Genomic DNA, 2,696 nt, shown 5'->3' with positions numbered 1-2,696 from the left:
CTGCGCTTGAGGAAAAGAGGCTCCGCGTCCTTTCAGGCGAAGCCACGTCTTCTAAAAGAAAGGTCTGTGCACGAGGAGGCCGCACCGATGTCCAGCGTGAGCGAACAAGCCTGGGTTGCCTTACATGAGCCGCTGCGTCTCTTTCTCAGTCGTCGACTGCCTGACGAAGAGAGCGTAGACGACCTCTTACAAGAAATTTTTCTACGTATTCACCAACACTCTCAAGAGCTGCGTTCCCATGAGAAACTGGAGCACTGGGCCTATCGCATTGCCCGTCACCTGGTCTGCGATTACTACCGTCGGCGTCGCAACCTTCTACCACTAGAGGATCAGCCTCAGTCTCAGGTAGCCACGAGCGAGGTGCTGCGTTCTGAGCAAGAGCAAGCCAGTGAGGTCGCGCGGGCAGCCATCAAGCGATCCTTACAGGAGCTGATCCACTGTCTGCCTGCACCCTATCGCGAAGCGCTGATTCTTACCGAGTATGAGGGACTCTCGCAGCGCGAGCTGGCCCGCCGTCTGGGTCTCTCCTTCTCTGGGGCCAAGTCACGCGTCCAAAGAGCGCGTGAGCGGCTCCGCCAGCTCCTGGGGGCCTGCTGCCAGTTTGAATTTGACCGGCTGGGGCGAGTAATCGGCTACCGGCCACTGACCCCCTGTTGTCTCGGGCCCGAGGAAAGCGAACCATGTGGCGGCGCTGGTCCCTATGAGAGTACCTGCGCTGCTGCCTCCGGTCGCTAACTTCCCTGCTAGCCCCTCGCCTGGGTCGCCTGACCGTCTGGCTGGCTGGCTGCGTCCTTTTCGCTGAGAGGGCGTCTTCTCCTCCAGACAAAGAAAAAGCGGCGCTGGTCTAGCGACCGACCGCCAGCATCAGCCAGCCGGAAGGAGGCAAGCACCGTCATGGCAGATATGCCTTTTAAATCAGAAGAAGATCTTCGATCATGCGTTCAGCGTTACTATCAAGAAGCCATATTGAATGCGGCAACAGTCTGCTGTTGCGAGGATGGAAAGCAGGGGCAGGCGTCCAGCCAGTGTGACTGCTATGCTCCTGAGCAACTCAACAACCTGCCCGCGGAACTACTAACCAGCTCCTGCTGCTGTGGCGATCCTCTCAAGCGGGCTGAGCTAAGACCGGGGGAGACCGTACTTGATCTAGGCTGCGGCACCGGCCTTGACGTCCTGCTAGCGGCCCAGCGAGTACTGCCCGGGGGCCATGTCTACGGCCTGGACATGAACGAAGCCGCTCTAGAGCGGGCTGAGCACTACCGACGCCTGCTCGGTCTAGAGAACGTCCAGTTGCTCAAAGGCCTCATGGAGGAGGTCCCATTACCCAGCGAGAGTATTGACCTCATCATTTCTAACTGCGCAATCAACCTGGTGCCTGACAAAGAGCGGGTTCTGCGAGAGGCCTACCGACTCCTCAAGGCGGGTGGAAGGCTTAGCCTGGCCGATATGGTGCTCGAAGGCGAGCTACCCGTCAGGCTTCGTGAGGAACCGCGGGCCTGGGCGGCCTGCCTGGCTGGTGCCATCAGCCTGGCGACCTATCGTGAGCTACTAGCCAGCGTTGGGTTTCACGACATCGTGACCGAACCAGTCTCGGCAAACTGGAGCTGGCCATCATTCATCAGCGAAGAAGAGCGCCATCTCCTCGAAGGCCACTGGCTCGCCATCCTCATTCGAGCGCGCAAGCCATCAGCTTAAGCGTCAGCCTGGCTTCAACAAGCAAGAAAGAGTGGCCAATCACCAGCGGTGAGGAGCCGGGCCGCCAAGATAGCAACAAGCACCGTGCCGAAAACAACAGCGACCTTGATCAGGCGACCCCGTCAAGTCGACCTGATCAAGGTTGTACCTGGGCACGCAACTGCAGAACGATCGAAGCCGTTGTCCCTGGGGCAATCTCCAGACGGTCAGCGGGCCTATTCAGCGCATCCTCACTGCCGACCGTCGGCTCAAAACAGACAAAAGCATGGTCCGGGCGTGTCGGCAGCTCCGTCCACACTTGCATATTATGCAGGGCAAAGCGGCCCTCCTGAGGTAACTCGGCAATCGTCAGAGTACCGTGTCCAGGGAAGACGATCGTCACCTGGCCGGCGAAAGGATAGGGAGTATCAGGCGGCTGTCGCTCCCAATCGATGGCCGCCGCCTCAAAACCGGGCAAGCCCTGCACCTGCAAACGCGGCTTAGCGGCTTGAGCCACTGCAAAATAGGGATGAAAACCCGGAGCGATCGGCATCACCTCTGCGCTCCGATTCTCCATTGAGAGGGTATAAGTCAGCGTAGCGGGAGCTACCGACACTGTCACCGTAAAGGTAAAGTCATAGGGGTAGCAGGCGCGCGTCGTCTCATTACTGCGCAGCTCCAGGACCACCTGCTGCTCAGCCGCCGCCAGCAAGGTCCAGGGGAGCAAGCGACCAAAACCGTGGATAGGCAAAGACGTACCTTTCTCCACAAACAGCCCATTGCGCAAGCGTGAAAAATTCGGGATCATCAACGGCAGGCCCCAGCGGCGAACATTGCCCGTTGTCAGAGGGCGATAGAGCACCTCCCAATTTCCGACCTGGAAATGTGAAACCAGGCAAATTTCAGGAATCACCCCTACCAGCGTCTCATCACTGCGTAACACAAGCTCACGTTCAGTCGGAAAACGCAAGAAATCGCTGGAGAGCGGAGGAGAACTCATCGGCCAGACATCTCCCAAAAAG

Annotated in this window: 3 protein-coding genes; 2 read left to right on the top strand and 1 reads right to left on the bottom strand. The window is 58.7% G+C overall.

Annotated features, from left to right (window positions below; all coding sequences use genetic code 11):
- Positions 1-87: 87 nt before the first annotated feature.
- A complete protein-coding gene (gene sigZ, locus IRZ24_RS19075) occupies positions 88-735 on the top strand; it encodes an RNA polymerase sigma factor SigZ (protein ID WP_297167947.1) in 648 nt (215 codons plus the stop codon).
- A 159-nt stretch (positions 736-894) separates the two neighbouring features.
- Positions 895-1,695 (top strand): methyltransferase domain-containing protein, encoded by an 801-nt coding sequence (locus tag IRZ24_RS19070; protein ID WP_297167944.1) that lies wholly within the window; start codon positions 895-897, stop codon positions 1,693-1,695.
- A gap of 136 nt (positions 1,696-1,831) precedes the next feature.
- Here the strand turns inward: IRZ24_RS19070 and IRZ24_RS19065 are convergent.
- The coding region (locus IRZ24_RS19065) for a hypothetical protein (protein ID WP_297167940.1) at positions 1,832-2,696 on the bottom strand (865 nt) is incomplete at its 5' end.

It is taken from the genome of Thermogemmatispora sp. (assembly GCF_019683755.1).
Lineage (GTDB): Bacteria > Chloroflexota > Ktedonobacteria > Ktedonobacterales > Ktedonobacteraceae > Thermogemmatispora.
The sequence above is the reverse complement of the archived record's forward strand: the minus strand, read 5'-3'. Positions and strand labels throughout refer to the sequence as shown.